We start from the raw sequence: 236 nt of genomic DNA on the forward strand, positions 1-236 counted from the left end.
ATATGGAGAAAATCTTGGTCAAGAAGATGAAGCTTGGTTCCAAGGTAATATTGTCGGTAAAACTTCAATGTCATTTATGGGTGCAGAATATACCCTTTATGATGTCACTTTAGTTTTAGAAGACAACCTTCCTGCCATATTAGTGCGCATTGCTACAAAAAATGATTTGTACAAAAACTTTAATATTGGCGAATATATTCGTGGCAATATCTGGATTCAGGCGAATATTTATGCTA

Annotated in this window: 1 protein-coding gene; it reads left to right on the forward strand. The window is 34.3% G+C overall.

The annotated features are described in order from the left end of the window. Nucleotides 1-236: hypothetical protein (locus CWI66_RS17910; protein ID WP_198517628.1), on the forward strand; the 236-nt coding region annotated here is incomplete at both ends.

This window comes from Halomonas sp. 141 (assembly GCF_002810305.1).
GTDB classification, from domain to species: Bacteria; Pseudomonadota; Gammaproteobacteria; order Pseudomonadales; family Halomonadaceae; genus Vreelandella; species Vreelandella stevensii.